The organism is Bradyrhizobium sp. BLXBL-03 (assembly GCF_051853015.1).
GTDB lineage: Bacteria > Pseudomonadota > Alphaproteobacteria > Rhizobiales > Xanthobacteraceae > Bradyrhizobium > Bradyrhizobium manausense.
Window position 1 is genome coordinate 1,087,337 of record NZ_CP182470.1, and the last position, 18,317, is coordinate 1,105,653.

At 63.2% G+C, this 18,317-nt stretch carries 14 protein-coding genes; 10 read left to right on the top strand and 4 right to left on the bottom strand.

Annotated elements, in window-relative coordinates; translation table 11 throughout:
- Positions 1 to 296 precede the first annotated feature (296 nt).
- Positions 297 to 1,310, top strand: coding sequence for an LLM class flavin-dependent oxidoreductase (locus tag ACNJX9_RS05200; RefSeq protein WP_439408040.1), 1,014 nt, complete (start codon positions 297 to 299; stop codon positions 1,308 to 1,310).
- Positions 1,311 to 1,424: 114 nt separating this feature from the next.
- Here the strand turns inward: ACNJX9_RS05200 and ACNJX9_RS05205 are convergent, their stop codons facing one another.
- The gene (locus tag ACNJX9_RS05205; protein WP_439408041.1) at positions 1,425 to 2,282 is read right to left on the bottom strand and encodes a prephenate dehydratase; all 858 of its coding nucleotides are present in this window, start codon (positions 2,280 to 2,282) and stop codon (positions 1,425 to 1,427) included.
- A 20-nt stretch (positions 2,283 to 2,302) separates the two neighbouring features.
- Positions 2,303 to 3,043, bottom strand: coding sequence for a 3-deoxy-manno-octulosonate cytidylyltransferase (locus ACNJX9_RS05210; RefSeq protein WP_439408042.1), 741 nt, complete (start codon positions 3,041 to 3,043; stop codon positions 2,303 to 2,305).
- Positions 3,044 to 3,273: 230 nt separating this feature from the next.
- On the opposite strand from ACNJX9_RS05210, the gene ACNJX9_RS05215 reads away from it, so the two are divergent.
- From ACNJX9_RS05215 to ACNJX9_RS05255, 9 genes are all read left to right on the top strand, one after another.
- On the top strand, positions 3,274 to 3,828 hold the full coding sequence (locus ACNJX9_RS05215; protein ID WP_439408043.1) for a c-type cytochrome: 555 nt from the start codon (positions 3,274 to 3,276) through the stop codon (positions 3,826 to 3,828).
- Between the two features lie 210 nt (positions 3,829 to 4,038).
- Positions 4,039 to 5,940 (top strand): ABC transporter substrate-binding protein, encoded by a 1,902-nt coding sequence (locus tag ACNJX9_RS05220; protein WP_439408044.1) that lies wholly within the window; start codon positions 4,039 to 4,041, stop codon positions 5,938 to 5,940.
- Between the two features lie 14 nt (positions 5,941 to 5,954).
- Entirely contained in the window at positions 5,955 to 7,841 is a 1,887-nt protein-coding gene (locus tag ACNJX9_RS05225) for an extracellular solute-binding protein (RefSeq protein ID WP_439410013.1), read from the top strand.
- A 2-nt stretch (positions 7,842 to 7,843) separates the two neighbouring features.
- Positions 7,844 to 8,953 (top strand): microcin C ABC transporter permease YejB, encoded by a 1,110-nt coding sequence (locus ACNJX9_RS05230; protein ID WP_057759478.1) that lies wholly within the window; start codon positions 7,844 to 7,846, stop codon positions 8,951 to 8,953.
- The gene (locus ACNJX9_RS05235; protein ID WP_057759476.1) at positions 8,953 to 10,131 is read left to right on the top strand and encodes an ABC transporter permease; all 1,179 of its coding nucleotides are present in this window, start codon (positions 8,953 to 8,955) and stop codon (positions 10,129 to 10,131) included. The genes ACNJX9_RS05230 and ACNJX9_RS05235 overlap by 1 nt, the downstream gene beginning before the upstream one ends.
- 7 nt (positions 10,132 to 10,138) lie before the next feature.
- Positions 10,139 to 11,776 carry an ABC transporter ATP-binding protein gene (locus ACNJX9_RS05240; RefSeq protein WP_057759474.1) on the top strand — a complete coding sequence of 546 codons (1,638 nt, stop codon included), beginning with the start codon at positions 10,139 to 10,141 and terminating at the stop codon, positions 11,774 to 11,776.
- A gap of 122 nt (positions 11,777 to 11,898) precedes the next feature.
- Positions 11,899 to 13,968: a LuxR C-terminal-related transcriptional regulator gene (locus tag ACNJX9_RS05245; RefSeq protein WP_439408045.1), complete on the top strand. Its 2,070-nt coding sequence runs from the start codon at positions 11,899 to 11,901 to the stop codon at positions 13,966 to 13,968.
- Between the two features lie 493 nt (positions 13,969 to 14,461).
- A complete protein-coding gene (locus ACNJX9_RS05250; protein WP_439408046.1) occupies positions 14,462 to 15,211 on the top strand; it encodes a hypothetical protein in 750 nt (249 codons plus the stop codon).
- A gap of 294 nt (positions 15,212 to 15,505) precedes the next feature.
- Positions 15,506 to 15,955, top strand: a complete 450-nt coding sequence (locus tag ACNJX9_RS05255) for a globin family protein (protein ID WP_057759468.1) — start codon at positions 15,506 to 15,508, stop codon at positions 15,953 to 15,955.
- Between the two features lie 137 nt (positions 15,956 to 16,092).
- On the opposite strand, the gene ACNJX9_RS05260 is transcribed toward ACNJX9_RS05255, so the two are convergent.
- Both ACNJX9_RS05260 and ACNJX9_RS05265 read right to left on the bottom strand, forming a co-directional pair.
- On the bottom strand, positions 16,093 to 16,935 hold the full coding sequence (locus ACNJX9_RS05260) for a C40 family peptidase (RefSeq protein ID WP_439408047.1): 843 nt from the start codon (positions 16,933 to 16,935) through the stop codon (positions 16,093 to 16,095).
- Positions 16,928 to 18,301 carry a leucyl aminopeptidase family protein gene (locus ACNJX9_RS05265; protein WP_439408048.1) on the bottom strand — a complete coding sequence of 458 codons (1,374 nt, stop codon included), beginning with the start codon at positions 18,299 to 18,301 and terminating at the stop codon, positions 16,928 to 16,930. The genes ACNJX9_RS05260 and ACNJX9_RS05265 overlap by 8 nt, the downstream gene beginning before the upstream one ends.
- Positions 18,302 to 18,317: the final 16 nt, after the last annotated feature.

An 18,317-nucleotide genomic window follows, 5' to 3' on the forward strand; every position in this document is an offset into this window, starting at 1 on the left:
CGGTTATGGGAAGTCGCCCACTTCGTGCAGTATTGCTATCAATATTGCAGTTTGTAGGCTTCGAGTGGGAAGCGTGCTAAAATAGAATATTTTACAAACATAACAATTAGATAATCCATTCTCTAGGCCTGACGGACCTCTCGTTTTGAGGGTGGGCAGAGTGAATTCTATGTTGCGGGCGGTTGAGTTGTCCCAACTCCTGGCTTCGTCATACGCCCGGGCTCGCGGACGACACACGCCAGATCTGCGCCCGCTGCCCATTGTCGCCGCGCGGTCCTCTATTACGTTACCGCGCCATGATCCCGCTTTCAGTCCTCGACCTCTCCGTCGTCACCACGGGCACAAAGCCGGCCGCGGCGCTGCGCAACAGCATCGACCTGGCGCGCCATGTCGATCGGCTTGGCTATGTCCGCTACTGGCTCGCCGAGCATCACAACCTCGCTTCGGTCGCGAGCCCGGCGCCCGACGTGATGATCGGGCAGATCGCGGCGGTGACCAAGCACATCCGTGTCGGCTCTGGCGGCGTGATGCTGCCCAACCACGCCCCGCTGGTCGTAGCCGAGCGCTTCAAGATGCTGGAGGCGCTGTTTCCCGGCCGCATCGACCTCGGCCTCGGCCGCGCCCCCGGCACCGATGGCGCCACGGCCTATGCGCTGCGCAGCCGGCTCGACCGCCGTGAGGGCGACGATTTCCTGGAGCGGCTGCACGAATTGATCCTGTGGGAGACCCGCGAATTTCCGGCAGGCCATCCCTATCACAACGTCGTCGCGATGCCCGACGACACCAAGCTGCCGCCGATCTGGCTGCTCGGCTCCAGCGATTATTCCTCGGAGCTGGCAGCACAAGTCGGCATGGGCTTCGCTTTTGCGCATCACTTTGCGTCCCATGATGCGATCGATGCGATGGTGCATTATCGCAATCGCTTCCAGCCCTCGGCCTGGCGCGCGACCCCGCATGCGATCCTCGCAGTTGCCGTCATCACGGCGGACACGGATGAGGAGGCCGAAAATCTCGCCACATCCTTCGATCTCAATCGCCTGCGCCGCGATCGCGGTCAATATCTGCCGCTGCCGAGTGTCGAGGAGGCGCTGGCCTATCCCTATACGGATTCCGAGCGCATCTCGATCGCGCGAAACCGCTCGCGCCTGTTCGTTGGCAATCCGGCGACCGTGCAGAGGAAGCTGCAGCCGCTGCTGGATGCGAGCAAACCCGACGAACTGATGGTGATCACCGCCGTGTACGATCACGAAGCGCGCAAGAAGTCATATTCGCTGCTGGCGGAGGCGTTGGGGCCGAAGCGGGCGGCATAACCACTGCTGTCATTCCGGGGCGATGCGAAGCATCGAACCCGGAATCTCGAGGTTCTCAGGTGCGCAAGTGCGCACCATAGTTCACGCTGCGCGTGCCCCGGAACGACACGGCAATCAGTCCTGCTTCTCGCTGAAGGTCGCGCGGAAGGGGTGGCCCGGATACACGCCGACGATGCGGAATTCGCGCGAGAAGAATTTCAGCTCCTCGATTGCAAACGCCAGGCCCTTGTCTTCGGGGTGGCCGTCGACGTCAGCGTAGAACTGCGTGGCGAAGAAATTGCCGTCGACCATGTAGCTCTCGAGCTTGGTCATGTTGACGCCGTTGGTGGCAAAGCCGCCGAGCGCTTTGTACAGCGCGGCGGGCAAGTTGCGCACCCGAAAAACAAATGTGGTGACCAGCGGACCCGACCCTGGCGCAGCCCATTTCGGCTCCCGCGCCAGCACCACGAAGCGCGTGGTATTGTGGGCCTCGTCCTCGATGTCCTCGGCGAGGATGTCGAGGCCGTAGATTTTTGCCGCGAGGCGCGAGGCGATCGCGGCGACGGTCTTGTCCTTGCGCTCGGAGATGTCGCGGGCGCTGCCGGCGGTATCGGCGTGCACGATCGGCTTGATCCCGAGCTTGCGGATGATGCGGCGGCACTGGCCGAGCGCGTGCACATGGCTCTCGACGCTCTTGATGTCCTCGAGCCTGGTGCCCTTGATCGCCATCAGCTGATGGCGGACCGGCAGGAACCATTCGCCGATGATGAAGAGGCCGGAAGCCGGCAGCAGATGATGGATGTCGGCGACGCGCCCCGCCACCGAATTCTCGATCGGGATCATGCCGAGGTCGGCCTCGCCCGAGGAGATCGCCGACAGCGCGTCCTCGAAGGTGGCGCAGGGCATCGGTTCCGCGTCGGGATAGGCCTCGACGATGGCGATATGGGAATTGGCGCCAGGTTCGCCCTGGAAAGCGATCTTCATCTTGCTCATGACGGCCTTGTAGCAGCGGCTCAGGATTTGGAAAGGATGCCGCGGGCGGTTTCGAGATCCGGCGGCGTGTCGACGCCGCGCGGCACGCTGTCGACGATGATGATGTCGATGCGCATGCCGGCTTCCACCGCCCGGAGTTGCTCCAGGTTTTCCTGAACCTCCAGGGGTGAGCGCGGCAGCGTGACGTAACGCTCCAGCGCCGCGCGGCGGTACGCATAGAGACCGATATGGTGGTAACGCGGTCCATCGCCGTAGGGAGCGGTCGCGCGGGTAAAATAGAGCGCCCGCATCCGCCGCGGCCCGATCGGCGAGCCGATCGCCTTCACGACGCTCGGGGCTCGGTCCTCCTCCTCGGTGTGGATCTGTGAGGCCAGCGTCACGATGTCGACCGCAGGATCGTCGAAGGGCGGCAGCACCTCGCGGATGGTCTGCGGCGTGATGGTCGGGAAATCGCCCTGGAGATTGATCACGATCTCGGCCTTCGCGTCCGGGTCGAGCTTCTGCATGGCCTCATGGATGCGGTCGGAGCCGGAGGGGTGCGCGGGGCTGGTCATCACGGCCTCGCCGCCATGGGCTCTCACGACGGACGCGATCTCGTCCGTGTCGGTTGCCACCGCCACCCGGCCGATACCGGCGGCTTCGGCGCGCCGCATCACATGCACGATCATCGGCAGGCCCGCGATATCGGCGAGCGGCTTGCCGGGCAGGCGGGTGGCGGCCATGCGGGCCGGGATCAGCACCAGGATGCGAGGATCGATCATGTCAAAGGCTTGGGTTCAAGGGCCTGGAAACGAGGCGTTTTCCGCCTCAAACAATCGGATGGGGATGGGCGATGAGCCGGCTCGCTTATACGGGTTGCCAGACCCCGGGCAAACCGATATCTGAGTGGCAAAACTCGGGGAAACAATAAGGAACGTCTGATTCTCCCGAGGCTCGTCCTGGCGGCCGCCCGGCCGCTAATTCCTTCTTGCGGTGTGGGGCCTGGCCGGAAATGGACTCTTTCGAACTCAACAAGATTCTCGGTGCGGTGCTCGGCACCTGTCTCATTCTGCTGGTGACGAGCTTCACCGCCCAGGCGCTGTTCTCGCCGAAGATGCCGGAAAAGCCGGGCTTCGAGATCGCCGTGAAGGAAGAGGCCGGTGACAAGGGCGGTGCCCCCGCGGCTGCAGCCTCGTCCGAGCCGATCGAAAAGCTGCTTCAGACCGCGTCCGTCGAGAAGGGCGCTGCTGCCGCCAAGAAGTGTGCCGCCTGCCACACCTTCGAGAAAGGCGGCCCGAACCGGGTGGGTCCGAACCTGTATGGCATCGTCGGCGACCATCGCGGCGAAGGCCGCAACGGCTTCAACTTCTCGGCCGCCATGAAGGCCAAGGGCGGCACCTGGACCATCGACGAGCTCAACAAGTTCATCGCCAACCCGAAGGCCGACATCCCCGGCACCGCGATGGGTTTTGCCGGTATCCCGAAGGACTCCGAGCGCGCCGACGTCATCGCCTACCTCAACAGCCTCTCCGACAGCCCGCAGCCGCTGCCGACCGCGGCGAAATAAGGTCGTTGGTATCGCTCTTGGATATGCGGCCAGGCCCCAAAGCCTGGCCGTTTCCATTTTCGGGCCTCGCGGCGTTGTTATCGGGGCGTTTGGCCGCATCTGATGCGCCACCTGGCCTTCCAAGATGAGGAAAAAGCAACATATTCCGTCGAAACCTCGCCTATATTGGGAACTTAAAGGAGTAGCCTCCTTCAAGACAGGGATGTTGATTTGGCCATTACCCGACGCGATCTCTTGCTCACCGGCGCGGCCGTCGCTGCGCTTCCCGCCCTCGGCTCTGCAGCGGGTGTTCCCGTCGTCGGCACGGCAGAGGCACAATCCGCGAGCGAGCTTCCCTGGCGCCATGCGCTCTCGCTGTTTGGCAAGGTCAAGTATCCGGCCGACTTCAAGCGCTTCGACTACGTCAATCCGGACGCACCCAAGGGCGGCGTCGCCCGCCAGATCGCCATCGGCACCTTCGATAATTTCAATATCGTCGTGGCCGGCGTGAAGGGGCAGGTCTCCGGTGCCGTCGCATTCATCTACGAATCCCTCATGACGCCCGCTCTCGACGAGGTCTCGACCGAATACGGCGCGCTGGCCGAAGCCGCCAGCCACCCAGACGATTTCTCCTTTGTCACCTATCGTCTCCGGCCCGAGGCCAAATGGCATGATGGCAAGCCTGTTACTGTCGAGGACGTGATCTTCTCGCTCGATGCCTTCAAGAAGCACCACCCAATGTACTCGGCCTATTACAGCCATGTGGTCCGGGCCGAGAAGGTCGGCGAGCGCGAGGTGAAATTCGTGTTCGACGCACCAGGCAACCGCGAGTTGCCGCAGATCGTCGGGCAGCTCACGGTCCTGCCGAAGCATTGGTGGGAAGGAACGGACGCGCAGGGCAAGAAGCGCGATGTCTCGGCGACCACGCTCGAAGTGCCGCTGGGCTCCGGCCCCTACAAGGTCAAGGAGTTCGTTGCAGGACGGTCGATCGCGCTGGAACGCGTCAAGGACTATTGGGGAGGCGATTTCGCCGCCAATGTGGGGCGCAACAATTTCGACGAGCTACGCTACGAATATTTCCGCGACGCCACCGTCGCGATCGAGGCCTTCAAGGCCGATCAGGTCGATTGGCGCACCGAGAACAGCGCCAAGAACTGGGCGACCGCCTACGATTTCCCGGCTGTGACCGAAAAACGGGTGATCCTCGAGGAATTTCCCAATCGCAGCTCGGGCGTGATGCAGGCCTTCGTGCCGAACCTGCGCCGCTCCAAGTTCAGCGATCCGCGCGTGCGCCGTGCGCTCAACTATGCGTTCGACTTCGAGGAGATGAACAAGCAGATCTTCTACGGTCAGTACAAGCGCATCAGCAGCTATTTCGACGGCATCGACGAGTTGATGGCGACCGGATTGCCGCAGGGAAAAGAGCTCGAAATCCTCGAGACGGTGCGCGCCCAAGTCCCGCCCGAGGTTTTCACGACTCCCTACACCAATCCGGTCGGCGGCAGCCCGGAAGCCGTCCGCGACAATCTGCGCGAGGCGCTACGCTTGTTCAAGGAGGCCGGCTACGAGGTGCGCGACCGCAAGCTGATCGACGTCAAGACCGGCACCCAGTTTTCCCTCGAGCTGCTGAACTCGGATCCGAGCTTCGAGCGAGTCACGCTGTTCTACAAGCCGTCGCTGGAACGGCTCGGCATCGCCGTCAGCGTGCGGACGGTCGATCCGACCCAATACGAGAACAGGACGCGCGAGTGGGATTTCGACGTCGTCACCAACTCCTGGGGCGAGTCGCAATCGCCGGGCAACGAGCAGCGCGAGTTCTGGTCGTCCAAGACCGCCGATATCGCCGGTTCGCGCAATCTTGCCGGCATCAAGAATCCGGCCGTCGACAAGTTGATCGAGCGCTTGATCTACGCGACCGATCGCGATGATCTCGTTGCGGCGACCAAGGCGCTCGACCGTGTGCTGCTGTGGAATCACTACGTCGTGCCGCAATGGAATTATCCGAAGGTGCGCACTGCGCGCTGGGATCGCTTCGGTCGGCCGGCGGAATTGCCGAAATATGGGCAGTCCGGCTTCCCGTTCATCTGGTGGTACGACGCAGACAAGGCGGCACGGATCGCAAAGAAGTCGTGAAGGACATGTCCCGCATGGTGCAGCTTTCACGCCGGCATGTGCTGGTCCTCGGTGTCGGCGGCGCGCTCAGCGCCGCCGCACTCCGTAACGCAGCGGCGTCCGAGGGGCCCACCGAGGCCCACGGCATCTCGGCCTTCGGCGATCTCAAATATCCCGCCGATTTCCACCATTTCGATTACGTCAATGTCGACGCACCGAAGGGCGGCGTGTTCTCGCTGATTCCGTCGACAAAGGGCTACAACCAGTCCTTCTTCACCTTCAACTCGCTCAACGCCTTTGTGCTGAAGGGCGAGGGCGCACAAGGCATGGATCTGACCTTCGCCACGCTGATGGCGCATGCCGGTGACGAGCCCGATGCCATGTACGGCTATGCCGCGAAGTCGGTGCAGATCTCTCCCGACAAGCTCGCCTATCGCTACACGATGCGGCCTGGGGCGAAGTTTCACGACGGTACGATGCTGACCGCACACGACGTTGCCTTCTCGATCGATGTCCTGAAGGACAAGGGTCATCCGCTGATCCAGATCCAGATGCGCGACGTCAAGGGCGCCGAGGCCATCGACGATGCCACCGTCATCGTGACCTTCGCCGAGAAGCGCGCGCGCGACGTGCCGCTTTACGTGGCGAGCCTTCCGATCTTCTCCAAGGCCTATTACGCGAGCCGGACGTTCGACGAGACCACGACCGACACGCCGCTTGGCTCGGGCCCTTACAAGGTCGGCAAGTTCGAGATCAATCGCTTCATCGAATTCGAGCGCGTGAGGGATTGGTGGGCCGCCGAGTTGCCGGTCTGCCGCGGCAGCAACAATTTCGATGTGATCCGCTACGAGTTCTACCGCGACCGCGACGTCGCCTTCGAGGGCTTCACCGGCAAGAACTATCTCTACCGCGAGGAGTTCACCTCGCGCATCTGGGCGACGCGCTACGACTTCCCGGCGATCAAGGACGGCCGCGTCAAGCGCGAGGAGGTGCCCGATCAGACACCTTCGGGCGGTCAGGGCTGGTTCCTCAACACGCGGCGGGACAAGTTCAAGAATCCCAAAGTGCGCGAAGCGCTGAACTATGCGTTCGATTTCGAGTGGACCAACAAGACCATCATGTACGGCGCCTATGCGCGCGCCCGCTCGCCGTTCCAGAATTCCGATCTCGTCGCCGAAGGGATGCCGTCGCCGGAGGAGCTGAAGCTGCTCGAGCCCTTCCGCGGCCAGGTGCCCGATGAAGTGTTCGGCGAGCCGTTCGTGCCGCCGGTGTCTGACGGTTCGGGCCAGGATCGCGCGCTGCTGCGCAAGGCGCAGCAATTGCTCCAGGAGGCGCAGCTTCCGGTCAAGGACGGCAGGCGGCTGTTGCCGAGCGGCGAGGTCTTCAGCATCGAGTTCCTGACCGACGAGGCCTCGTTCCAGCCGCATCACGCCTCGTTCCTGAAGAATCTGAACATGCTTGGCATCGATGCGAATTTGCGTCTCATCGATGCCGTCCAGTATCGCGCCCGCGTCGAATCCTTCGATTTCGACGTGGCCATCAACCGCATCACCATGTCGGCTACGCCCGGCGACAGCCTGCGCACCTACTTCACCTCGCAAGCAGCAGCGACGAAGGGGTCCTACAATCTGGCCGGCGCATCCAGCCCCGCGCTCGACGCGCTGGTCGAGAAGGCGATGGCCGCCGAGACGCGCCAAGATCTGACGGTTGCCTGCCGCGCGATCGATCGTGTCTTCCGTGCTGGCCGCTACTGGGTGCCGCAATGGTACAATACCAGCCACCGGCTGGCGTATTGGGACGAGTTCAGCCATCCCGCGAACCTGCCGCGTTACGCGCTCAACGACTATACGAGTGGCGTAGGGGAGCGGACCCTGTGGTGGTACGACCCCGCCAAGGCCGCCAAGCTCGAGCAGGCGAAATAATCATGAGCGCCTATATCGCCCGCCGCGTTCTCCTGATGATTCCGACCTTGCTCGGAATCCTCTTCGTGTCCTTTGTCGTCGTGCAGTTCGCGCCGGGCGGGCCGGTCGAGCGCGTGATCGCGCAGCTGTCGGGCGCCGACACCGGCGGCACCTCGCGTATCTCGGGCGGCGGCGATTTTGCCCAGCGCGCGCCGGGGCAGCTCGGTGCCGGTGCCGACGCCATCAACTCCAAATATCGCGGCGCGCAGGGGCTCGATCCTGACTTCATCAAGAAGCTCGAAGTGCAGTTCGGCTTCGACAAGCCGGCGCCGGAGCGTTTCGCGCTGATGGTCTGGAACTTCGCCCGCTTCGATTTCGGCAAGAGCTATTTCCGCGATGTCAGCGTGATCCAGCTGATCAAGGAGAAGCTGCCGGTCTCGATCTCGCTCGGCATCTGGCTGACGCTGATCACCTATCTGATCTCGATCCCGCTCGGCATCCGCAAGGCGGTCAAGGACGGCTCCCGCTTCGACACCTGGACGTCCGCGGTGATCATCATCGGCTTCGCGATCCCGGGCTTCCTGTTCGCGATCCTCCTGATCATCCTGTTCGCCGGCGGCTCCTTCTTCAACCTGTTCCCGCTGCGGGGGCTCACCTCGGATGGCTGGTCGCAATTTCCCTGGTACTGGAAGATCATCGACTATTTCTGGCACCTCACCTTGCCGCTGATCTCGATGGGGCTCAGCGCATTCGCGACCATGACGCTGCTCACCAAGAATTCGTTCCTGGACGAGATCCGCAAGCAATATGTCATGACCGCGCGGGCCAAGGGCTGCAGCGAGAACCAGGTGCTCTATGGCCACATTTTCCGCAACGCGATGCTGATCGTGATCGCGGGCTTCCCGGGCGCCTTCATCCACGCCTTCTTCTCCGGCTCGCTGCTGATCGAGACGATCTTCTCGCTGGACGGGCTCGGACTGCTCAGTTTCGAGAGCGTGCTCAATCGCGACTATCCCGTCGTGTTCGGCACCCTCTACATCTTTTCGCTGGTCGGCCTCGTGGTCAATCTGATCTCCGATCTGACCTATATGTGGATCGATCCGCGCATCGACTTTGAGGCGAGGGAGGTCTGATGGCCCTGACCGCCCCGACCCCGGTCGAGACGTCGGCCAAGACGCCGCTCGGCGCAGCCGTGCCGATCACGCGCAAGCCGTTCGCGCCGTCGCCGCTCAACAGGCGGCGCTGGGAGAACTTCAAGGCGAACCGGCGCGGCTATTGGTCGTTCTGGATCTTCATGGTCCTGTTCGTGGTGTCGCTGTTCGCCGAGCTGATCGCCAACGACCGGCCGTTCCTGATCAAATATGACGGCCACCTCTACTGGCCGGCTTTCGTCACCTATTCGGAGACGACGTTCGGCGGCGACTTCGAGACCGCGGCGGATTATCGCGATCCGTACTTGCAGAAGCTGATCAAGGACAAGGGCGGCAGCATCGTCTGGCCCTTGATCCGCTATTCCTACGACACCCACAATCTCGATCTGCCGACCCCGGCGCCGTCGCCGCCGACCTGGATGCTGACGGAAGCCCAATGCAAGCCGGTGGTCGAGAAGAAGGGCCTGAAGAGCTGCCGTGATCTCGAATACAACTGGCTCGGCACCGACGATCAGGGCCGCGACGTGGTGGCGCGGCTGATCTATGGCTTCCGCATCTCGGTGCTGTTCGGCCTCTGCCTCACCATCGTCTCCTCGATCGTCGGCGTCGCCGCCGGCGGCATCCAGGGCTATTTCGGCGGCTGGATCGACCTGACCTTCCAGCGTTTCATCGAGATCTGGACCGCGATTCCCTCGCTCTATCTGCTCCTGATCCTGTCGTCGGTGCTGGTGCCCGGCTTCTTCGTGCTGCTCGGCATTCTCCTGCTGTTCTCATGGGTGTCGCTGGTCGGCCTCGTGCGCGCCGAGTTCCTGCGCGGACGCAATTTCGAGTACATCCAGGCGGCGCGTGCGCTCGGCGTGTCGAACGCCGTGATCATGTTCCGGCATCTCTTGCCGAACGCGATGGTCGCGACCATGACCTTCCTGCCCTTCATCGTTTCCTCTTCGGTGATGACGTTGACGGCGCTGGACTTCCTCGGCTTCGGCCTGCCGCCCGGCTCGCCCTCGCTCGGCGAACTGCTGTCGCAAGGCAAATCCAACGTGCAGGCGCCGTGGCTCGGTTTTACCGGCTTCTTCTCGGTCGCGATCATGCTGTCGCTCCTGATCTTCATCGGCGAAGCCGTGCGCGACGCCTTCGATCCGCGCAAGACGTTCAAGTGAGGGCGTGATGGACGCGATCAACCAGCCCCTGCTTGCCGTCCGCGACCTCTCGGTGGCTTTCCACCAGGGCGGCAACACGACGCTTGCTGTCGACAAGGTCTCGTTCCAGATCAAGCGCGGCGAATGCGTCGCGCTGGTCGGCGAGTCCGGCTCCGGCAAGTCGGTCAGCGCGCTGTCGATCCTGAAGCTGCTGCCCTATCCCAGTGCCTCGCATCCCTCGGGCAGCATCCGTTTCAAGGGCCAGGAGCTGATCGACAGGAGCGAGCAGCAGATGCGCCAGATTCGCGGCAGCGACATCTCCATCATCTTCCAGGAGCCGATGACCTCGCTCAACCCGCTGCACACGATCGAGGCGCAGATCGGCGAGATCATCCAGCTGCACAATCCGACCAGCAATGCGCAGGCGCGCAGGCGGACGCTGGAATTGCTGACGCAGGTCGGCATTCCCGATCCGGAGACGCGGCTGAAGAGCTATCCGCACCAGCTCTCCGGTGGCCAGCGCCAGCGCGTGATGATCGCGATGGCACTCGCCAACGAGCCGGACCTCTTGATCGCGGACGAGCCGACCACGGCGCTTGACGTCACCGTGCAGGCGCAGATCCTGGCGCTGCTCGCCGAAATTCGCGCGCGGCTCGGCATGAGCCTGCTCTTCATCACCCACGACCTCGGCATCGTCCGTCGCATCGCCGACACTGTCTGCGTCATGAAGGGCGGCGTGATCGTGGAGCAGGGGCCGGTCGAGCAGGTCTTCAAGGCCCCGAAGCATCCCTATACGCGCGATCTGCTCGCGGCCGAGCCGAAGCCGGATCCGGCGCCGCCGCAGCCGAACGCGCCGGTGGTGATGTCGACCGACGATCTCAAGGTGTGGTTTCCGATCAAGCGCGGCCTGATGCGCCAGACCGTGGGGCACATCAAGGCGGTGGACGGCGTCAGCGTCGCCGTGCGCAAGGGCGAGACGCTCGGCGTCGTCGGCGAGTCCGGTTCGGGCAAGACCACGCTGGGCTTGGCGCTGCTGCGGCTGATCTCCTCGAACGGGCGCATCGTCTTCCTGGGCAAAGACATCCAGGGCCTGCGCTTCAAGGAGATGCGTCCCTTCAGGCGCGACATGCAGATCGTGTTCCAGGATCCGTTCGGCTCGCTCTCACCGCGCATGTCGGTCGCCGACATCATCGCCGAAGGCCTCTCGGTGCATCAGCCAAAACTGTCGCGTGAGGAGCGCGAGGCGCGCGTCGTCAAGGCGCTCGAGGATGTCGGGCTGAAGCCCGATACCCGCTATCGCTACCCGCATGAATTCTCCGGCGGCCAGCGCCAGCGCATCTCGATCGCGCGCGCGGTGGTGCTGGAGCCTGACTTCGTCGTGCTGGACGAGCCGACCAGCGCGCTCGACATGTTGTTCCAGGCCCAGATGGTCGATCTCTTGCGTGAGCTTCAGCGCAAGCGCGATCTCACCTACATGTTCATCTCGCACGACTTACGCGTCGTCGCCTCGCTCGCCAGCCACCTCATCGTGATGCGCGGCGGCAAGGTGGTCGAGGAAGGCCAGGCCGCCGAGCTGTTCAAGAACCCGAAGACGGACTACACGCGCGCCCTGTTCGCGGCGGCATTCCGGCTGGAGACGGCGGGGAACGGCTCGGTCGCGACCTAGTCTCCTCACCTCTCGCTGTCGGAACCAACGGGAATGTCGTGCGTTGCCGCGCTGCTCTTTGAAGTGCCGTCGTTGCACCTAGGTCGCGTTGCCGGGCGAGTTAGGCGGGAACGCCGGGCGAGATGCCGCAGATGCTCCCTATCCGACTCGTCATAGCTGATCGCCGTCCGATCGTTCTGCAGGGGTTTGGCTCGCTATTCGCGGCGGAGCGTGACTTCGAAATCGTCGCCTCATGCATCAATGGAGCCGATTGCCTGGACGCACTTCGGAGGCTGACGCCGGATGTCGTGCTTGTCGAGGACGGATTTTCTGACGTGACGGCTGCTGAAATGCTCGCCGTCGCCAATGCCGAAAACCTTGCCACGCGCCTGGTCTTCTACACCGCATCCGTTGCGCGCGGCGATCTCGCTGCGGCAATCGAAGCGGGGGCCTGCAGTGCGATTCCGATGCGCGAGGAGCCCGAAACCTTGATTCAATCCCTGAGGCTGGTGGCGCCGACCCTGGGGCGGGCGGCTGCCAGCAAGCCACGCAATGGCGCGTTGGGTGAGAATGGGCTGGCCGCGCTGACGGACCAGGATCGCAAGATCATGCGCCTGGTCGCCTCCGGCATGCCGAACAAGGACATTGCGCGCCGCCTCAAGGTCGCCCCAGGCGCCATCAAGGCGCGCCTCGATCGCATATCGGCCCAGCTCGACATCAAAAGCCGGACCGAACTTGCGAGCTTCGCCCTGTCGCGCCTTTTCGGCGGAATCGGCGCGCTCGCCGCCCTGATCTGGGCAGCGCTCGACGATGCCAGGGACGCGAGCGCGGCCGCAATTGATCATACGGATACCGACAGCGTCACGGTCACGGCCGCAGACGGCACAAGCGCCGTCGTGACCATTAAAATCGCCACGCAAAAAACGGCTCCTGCGCCGGGCAAAGCGGTCAAAGCCTTGGGCAAGGTCGGCCGCATTGATCATTCCGTAGCTGGCACGCCGACGACGGCCGGGAGGCCGATCGAATCCCGTGCCGATAGTGTCGCCGGCGCGATCGCGTTGCCGACACTCACATCTTCAAGGCCGGGCTTGAGCAGCGCTGGCGCATTCTTGATGACGGCGGTCGGAGTCTTGATTTACGAGTTCCTTCATAGTCCCGCGCAGGCGTTCAAGGTTGGCGATGGCCCGAACGATCTCCTTGCGTCGGCTGCCGCAAGCGGCAGCAGCGAAATGGCCGCCCTCAATAGTCCCGGGACCGTCGATCCGGCGCTCAGCGGCTTCGACAACCTGGCCTGGCTCGCTCCTGAAACACATCAGGACTCATTCCTCTTCGCTGCTGCCCAAAGCGATGGCAGCGGCAGACATGACGAAATTCAGACCGTCGACGCAACTTGGCGCGAGGATGGCGCTGACGGCAACGCGACCCCTCACATCGGAGCCGGTGCCGTCGATGCTCTGATCGAACAGAGCGGCCTCGCGCAGGCGGCTGCCGCGAACCCATCGATGCGTGCCGAACACGACATCATGCGGGCGACCGCAGCAGAGGGGCCCGATCGTGAACCGGCGCAGCGCGATTTGCATGTTTCGGAACAAGGCGCCGCAGCCGGCAAGCCGCATGCCGAGCAGGAGTCGCGGGGGCACAATGTAAATCATGGAAAATCGCAAGCCGATGTGCAGGCGTCGGAGGATGGCGCCGCAGCCGAAAAGCAGCATGGCAAACACGACCAGGCCGGGCACACATCCAGTCCCGGGCCATCGCATCGCGATTTGCACGCTTCGGAGCATGGTTCGGCAGCTGCCGGGAATCACGTCGCGGACGATGGACCCGGAAGTCATCTCAAGTCCGCCCAGTCGCAGCACGACGTCCACGAGACGCACGCGAATGCTTGCAAAAATCCGCACGCGGCGCCGGGCCAGGACGCCGGCAGCAACGGCCATGCGACCTATGCCTCCGGTCCGGCGCAAACGACAGCCGCGCCCCAGCGAGGGGATTCCTTTCACTTCAAGAACGATATGGCAGAGGCCAAACCGTCCGATCATTTTAAGTCGGGCCACGGACCCGATACGATTGGATATGCTCCGCACGATGTGGAAATTGACGCTCTGGCGCAGATGCATCATGCAGACCCGATTGGCGCTTCACACGCCGAGCCAGGCGCCCTGGATCACGCAAGAGGCATTGAGCACCATTTCACGCATGATTTGGTTGTCTAGAGCGCGATGAGATTGGGATGAATCGTTATCGCGCTTTAGGTTATTGTTTGAACATGATCTCCGCGCCAACCCGTTCCGCTGATGTCGCGAGGGAAAACCGCTTCGCACTTTTCCGGATCATGCAGCAGTTGGCAGGTGGGATGGGTTGAGCTGTTGCGAAACTTATCGCCTGGCGCCCGGAGCCAGGCAGTCGTCGGTGCGCCGATTTCGTCAGCTTATGGCTCACAGCCGAATTTGGCGTTGAGCCGATTGGTTCCGGGTGCTATCTTTCGGCGACATCATTCCCGTCAGGACTGATGGGGCGGGCGGGTTATCAGGCTTACGGACTGCCGCCCGCCATTTGCAAATTGGAATACTTTGGCCACAGGCCCCGCCTCCGGACTTATTTCAAAGTCGGCTGCGGAAATGTTCATTGGACGTCATTTCCCTCCGTTCTTCCCATTGACTCGGAGGCGGGCTTTTTCTGTCCAACGTTTTAGAAAAGCCATCTGCCATGTTCACGTTCGGAAGCCGAGCCCGGCGCGCGGCACGTATTGACCATTCAAGGGGAGTTTGTCCCTACGTTTTGGCTTCCATATTTGCGGCGGTCTGCGTCATTGCCTTTGCGAGCGCCGCGTCCGCTCAATGCGCGGCCCGCGATGTATTGCAGAATCAGCTGAAGCTCAAGACGCGCTCGGCCCCAGCCTCCCAACAGCCTATCAAGGCCGGGCGCGACGTTGCGACATGGAAGACGATCACAATAGGTACCTTCGCTGACTCTCTTGCGTTGCGCAACGCGCTCGATGGCAACGGCTGCCATGTCGGTGGTCAGGCCGCTGAAATCCTTGCCCGGCCGACGTTCATCGTTAGCTCCCGGAAGACGCATGTAGAGCTTGTCGATCTGTCGCCCGCGCAGCTTGGGTTTACGTCCGACACCGTGACCTTGGCCAGCGTCTACGCACGCGCCCAGCAACTCGGTCTTGAACTTGCTGCGGCCGAAGTCGGCCCGCAACTTCGTCTCCAATATTTCGATCAGCCTATCGGCGAATTTCTCATCATCGGAATGGAGCCGATCAAGACATGGAGCGGCGAGCCGATTGTTCTGAATGTGGCAAATGGCGGCGCCGGATTGATACTCATCGGCCAGGATGGTCGGGCCGAAGCAGACATATCCGTGACCTCTCGTTTCATTTTCGCTCGATCCTCTCGGCCGGCAGCCGGTGCCGAGCCGACCGGATCAATCGCAGCGTTTCTACCGCAGTGAACGAGCCATCGCATGAGCCTCGATGGTGGCCCGGGAGCTGGCGGCTTCGTTGGGGTATTTTCCGGTCTGGCACATTCGTTGCAGTTCTTATCCCGAAATGAAGTTGTTCGGTGCCGAAATCAAGACGGTGCTGAATGCGATCTGCTAGTGTTTGCCGACACTAATGGTTGCAAGTATACTGGCCGGTGTCGGGCGACCCGAGTCCTAGGATTCCGAGTCCAGGGATTTATGAGTCCGCGCTCCGTCGCGTTCGGCATATGCGCAGTCCGTAGATTGGTTATAGTTGGAAACACGATGTTGACTGCAGAGGAGATCGTCGGCGTCAAGTCCTCGTTCGACATGGTATTCGCGAACGCCACCGACATGACGACCGCGTTCTACGATCGCATATTTGAGCTTGCGCCGGAATTCAGGCCCATGTTTCCGGGCGACATGAGCATCCTGAAGCAGGATTTCATCTCGAAGCTGTCGGTGCTGGTGGGCAGTCTCGATCAGGCGACCGGGCTGCTGTCAGGCGCCGACTTGCTCGGCCGCAATCATCTGCGCTATGGCGTCAAACCTGAGCACTATCCGGTCGTCGGCGAAGCACTGCTTTGGAGCCTTGCGCGTGGTCTTGGGCCACATTGGACCGACGAGCTGGAACAAGCCTGGCGCAAGGTTTACGCCATCATTGCTCAACGCATGATGGGGGCCGGCGCGAGCCCGCCGCAATCGTCGATCCCTGACGCGTCGCGGCGCATGTGAGTTGCGCGAGTGCGTAGGGTGGGTCAGGCGAAGCCGTAACCCACCACTCCTTTATCTGCTGAAGCTGAAGAGGTGGGTTACGCCTTCCAGATGCGCTTCCGCGCATCTGCAAGGCTAACCCACCCTACGAGGTGACGTTACAGCCGCTTGATCGCAACAACCTCGCTGCCGGCCGCCTTGATCCGCGCAATCGCCGGTGCGATCGGCTCGATCACCGTCGCCATGTGATACGCATTGGCGTGAACCATGGTGCTGCCGTCGCGGACGATGGCGACGTGGCCCTTCCAGAAGATCAGGTCGCCGCGTTGCAACTTGCTCTGCTCATGCGGCTCCAGCGCACGGCCGAGGCCCGTCTGTTGCATGTCGCTGTCGCGGGGGCAGCCAATACCTGCGGCCGTCAGTGACACCTGCACCAGCCCCGAGCAATCGATACCAAAACTGCTTTTGCCGCCCCAGAGATAAGGCGTGCCGACGAAGCGTTCGGCGACCGCGACGAAATCGCCCTCGCGATGGTCGAGCGGCGAAAGATGGGTCTTCGGCACGAACGTGCCCTCGCGTGTAACGGCGAAAGGGCCGTCCTCGCGCGTGATCGTGAGCTGCGACCCCTGCACCAGCGAATCTGCCGGCGGCAATTTGATCGAGGGGCCGGGGAAGGCGAGCGTGCGCAGCGCGGTCACCTTGTGCGTCGGCGCCGCCGCCGGCTTCGCCAGTGCCGCATCCGGCAGCCAGCCGACATAGCCATCGCTGCCGAGCTGGCCCCAGGCCCAGCCCTCGCCGTTGCGATCGTACACCGTGACGCGCTCGCCGCGCAGCGCTTCCGTCATCAGCATCGCGTTCGAGGACGGTTGCTCGCGCACCGGCGCGATCGGCGCGACGACCTCGAACTCCTCGCCCGTGACGAAGCGATCGGCCTTCACCTTGCCTTCGAGATATTTCGCGGCGAGGTCGCTCCGCGCCGGTGTCAGCCTGAGATCATGCATAGCGCTCGCTCAGCATCTTGTAGATGGCGCGGGCGGCCTGGCATTCGCCGCCCTCGGGCCGCGCCGGCTTGGCCGACGGCGTCCAGCCGAAAATATCTACATGCAGCCAGCTCCCGGCATGCTCGACGAAGCGCTGCAAAAACAGCGCGCAGGTGATCGAGCCGGCAAAGCCGCCTGACGGCGCGTTGGTGATGGTGGCGGTCTTGGAGTCCAGCCAGGCATCGTAAGGCGGCCACAGCGGCATGCGCCACAAGGGATCGTTCTCCTGCGCCGCGCAGCGCGCGACGTCGGCGGCCAGGGTCTCATCATTGGTGTAAAAGGGCGGAAGATCCGGCCCCAGCGCAACGCGCGCAGCGCCGGTCAGCGTGCCCAGATCAATCAGCAGCTCGGGCTTCTCCTCGTCGGCCAGCGCCAGCGCGTCGGCCAGCACCAGCCGTCCTTCCGCGTCGGTGTTGCCGATCTCGACCGTGATGCCCTTGCGCGAGGTGAAGATGTCGAGCGGGCGGAAGGCATTGCCGGAAACCGCATTCTCGACGGCCGGGATCAGCACGCGCAGGCGCACCTTCAGCTTGGCATCCATCACCATGCGCGCCAGCGCCAGCACATTGGCGGCGCCGCCCATATCCTTCTTCATGATCAGCATTCCGCTCGACGGCTTCAAATCGAGCCCGCCGGTGTCGAAGCAGACGCCCTTGCCGACCAGCGTCACCTTGGGATGATCAGGGGCGCCCCAGCCGATATCGATCAGCCGCGGCGCGCGGCTGGAGGCCATGCCGACCGCATGGATCAGCGGGAAGTTCTTTTCCAGCTCCTCGCCGATGGTGCAGGCGTAGCTGGCGCCGTATTCGGTCGCCAGCGCTTGTGCGGCGGCGGCCAGTTGCTCCGGCCCCATGTCGTTGGACGGCGTGTTGATGAGGTCGCGCGCCAGCATTGCGGCTTCAGCCATACGATCGATCTCGGCGGCGTCGACGCCATCGGGCGGCACCAGGCGGACATCAGGTGTCTCGGCCTTGCGGTAGCGGGCGAAGCGATAACACCCCAGCGCGAAGGCGAGTGCCGCCAATCGTGCATCGTGCGGTGCATTGGCAAAGCGATAGGTGCCGGCCGGCAGCAGGCCGGGCAGAGCGCCGGGCCGGAACAGATCGCGCGACTTGGCGCCGTCGTCCTCGAGGCCGAACAGCACCTGCGCGATCGCGCCGTCAGGCGCGGGCAGCGCGAGATAGCTGCCCGGCTTGGCAGCGAAGGCGCTCGCCACGGCGAATTGCCGCTGCGCCGGCGGCAGCGTCTCACGCACGGCATCCCAGCTCGACTTGGTGACGAAAATGATCGGGATGGCAGTCGAGGACGTCGCGAAGATGGAAGGCATTGGCGGGCTCGGAGGT

Bases quoted from the DNA above. Each gene is read 5' to 3' on its own strand.
- ACNJX9_RS05200 (WP_439408040.1), top strand. From the start codon at position 297: ATGATCCCGCTTTCAGTCCTCGACCTCTCCGTCGTCACCACGGGCACA.
- ACNJX9_RS05245 (WP_439408045.1), top strand. From the start codon at position 11,899: ATGCCGCAGATGCTCCCTATCCGACTCGTCATAGCTGATCGCCGTCCG.
- ACNJX9_RS05250 (WP_439408046.1), top strand. From the start codon at position 14,462: ATGTTCACGTTCGGAAGCCGAGCCCGGCGCGCGGCACGTATTGACCAT.
- ACNJX9_RS05210 (WP_439408042.1), bottom strand. From the start codon at position 3,043: ATGATCGATCCTCGCATCCTGGTGCTGATCCCGGCCCGCATGGCCGCC.
- ACNJX9_RS05205 (WP_439408041.1), bottom strand. From the start codon at position 2,282: ATGAGCAAGATGAAGATCGCTTTCCAGGGCGAACCTGGCGCCAATTCC.
- ACNJX9_RS05255 (WP_057759468.1), top strand. From the start codon at position 15,506: ATGTTGACTGCAGAGGAGATCGTCGGCGTCAAGTCCTCGTTCGACATG.
- ACNJX9_RS05225 (WP_439410013.1), top strand. From the start codon at position 5,955: ATGGTGCAGCTTTCACGCCGGCATGTGCTGGTCCTCGGTGTCGGCGGC.
- ACNJX9_RS05215 (WP_439408043.1), top strand. From the start codon at position 3,274: ATGGACTCTTTCGAACTCAACAAGATTCTCGGTGCGGTGCTCGGCACC.
- ACNJX9_RS05240 (WP_057759474.1), top strand. From the start codon at position 10,139: ATGGACGCGATCAACCAGCCCCTGCTTGCCGTCCGCGACCTCTCGGTG.
- ACNJX9_RS05230 (WP_057759478.1), top strand. From the start codon at position 7,844: ATGAGCGCCTATATCGCCCGCCGCGTTCTCCTGATGATTCCGACCTTG.
- ACNJX9_RS05265 (WP_439408048.1), bottom strand. From the start codon at position 18,301: ATGCCTTCCATCTTCGCGACGTCCTCGACTGCCATCCCGATCATTTTC.
- ACNJX9_RS05260 (WP_439408047.1), bottom strand. From the start codon at position 16,935: ATGCATGATCTCAGGCTGACACCGGCGCGGAGCGACCTCGCCGCGAAA.
- ACNJX9_RS05235 (WP_057759476.1), top strand. From the start codon at position 8,953: ATGGCCCTGACCGCCCCGACCCCGGTCGAGACGTCGGCCAAGACGCCG.